This window comes from Paenimyroides viscosum (assembly GCF_003858535.1).
In the GTDB taxonomy this organism is placed as follows: Bacteria; Bacteroidota; Bacteroidia; order Flavobacteriales; family Flavobacteriaceae; genus Flavobacterium; species Flavobacterium viscosum.
Genome location: NZ_RQTJ01000073.1, coordinates 470 through 2,184, shown reverse-complemented (window position 1 = coordinate 2,184; position 1,715 = coordinate 470). Strand labels below are relative to the sequence as shown.

The 1,715-nt window shown below is 39.4% G+C and carries 1 protein-coding gene; it reads left to right on the top strand.

All coding sequences use genetic code 11. The features are described from left to right. Positions 1-296: 296 nt before the first annotated feature. On the top strand, positions 297-1,715 hold a 1,419-nt coding region (locus EG242_RS14700), incomplete at its 3' end, for a glycine rich domain-containing protein (protein WP_235831929.1).

Here is a 1,715-nt window from a genome sequence, read left to right as displayed (position 1 = left end):
TCAAAATCAATTTTACAAAAATGTCGCTTAACTTAAACTGTAATTTTTATTTGCATATCCAGTTGTTAAGAAGTAATTAATTTATACAGATAATGAATGAAACTCGGCAAGGTGAAAACCTTGCCGAGTTTTTATTTTAAAAAGTAAGTGTTTTAGAAATTATTTTTTTATAGGATAAGAATATTTAAATAATTATTTTTTGTGTTAAAACTTAAAAAAACATAATAAAAAAATCATATAATTAAAAAAAAATGTTAAGTTTATGGTTTAATTGACTAATTATAATAATTTTATTTATGAAAAACATTACACAGCAATCAAGGTTTAAAATACGGTGGCTAACGACTAATGTCTTCGTTTTATTTCTAATTGGTTTGTTTTTGACTTTTTTTCAAGGACACGCACAAACCTTTAACTACACAGGAGCTGTACAAACAGTAACTCTTCCCGCGGGTAGTTATGAAATAGAAGCTTGGGGAGGCGATGGAGGAAATAACTTGGCCGCAAATACCGGTGGTAAGGGTGGTTATGCTAAAGGAATTCTCAATGTTACCACCTCTACCACGTATTATATTTACGTTGGAGGAAAGGGTTTAACACAACAGGTAGCTTCGACTTCTGTTATAGGTGGATTTAATGGTGGTGGTACTTCAGGGGCTTATTCTTCTGTGTCTCTTCCAGCTAGTTCAGGCGGAGGGGCATCACATGTTGCAACGACGACAGGACTTTTAAGTACGTTATCAACTAACCAGTCGGCTGTTATTATCGTGGCAGGTGGTGCAGGTGGTGCAGGATCTAATAATGGCGGAAGCAATACAATGAACAACGGAGGTCATGGCGGTGGATTAACAGGCGGCAATGGTGCGGCTGGAGGTTATGGTGGTACCGGAGGATCTCAAACTGCTGGTGGTACTGGTACTATGGGTAATGGGTCTTTTGGTCAAGGCGGAAATAATTCAGGAAATAATACTGGTGCTGGCGGCGGAGGCGGCTGGTACGGTGGTGGTGCAGCCCAATGGGAAGGCAGCGGAGGCGGTTCTTCTTACATTGGTGGTATTGCAGCCGCTACAACTATAATGTTTGGACAAGCAGGTTTTGTGCCTAATCCAGATACTACAGGTAATGGTACGATTTCTATAACATCTATGGCTCCTTGTACAGGTTCACCAACAGCAGGTACTGCTTCAGTAACTCCTACATCTCGTACATGTGCAAGTCAACCATTTACTTTATCTGTAGCAGGAGCAATTAAAGCAGGCGGTATTTCGTACATGTGGGAGCGTTCAGACGCCGGTACAGGTGTTTGGGTAGCTACAGGAGCAACTAGTTCAACATATACAGTAACAAATCAAACAGTATCATCTGATTACCGTTTTGTTGTTACCTGTACACCAAGCAATAGTGTTAGTTACTCTAACGTAGTTACAATGTTACAGCCAACAGCAGCGGGCGTTTTTTATGAAAGCTTTGATACAACAGCTCAAGGAACAAGCAGTAACGCTTCCCCTCCAACATGTTGGACGTATTTAGACAGTCATACAGGTTATGGATACACTTATTCAACAGCAGGAAGAACAGGTAACGGTTTTTATGTATATATGCCTGTTGCTACAGGAGATTTAAAGTTAATTTCACCAACAACCGATAATTTAGGTAACGGTACCAAACAAGTACGTTTTTGGGCAAAAGTTAGTTCTACAACCTATATACCTACT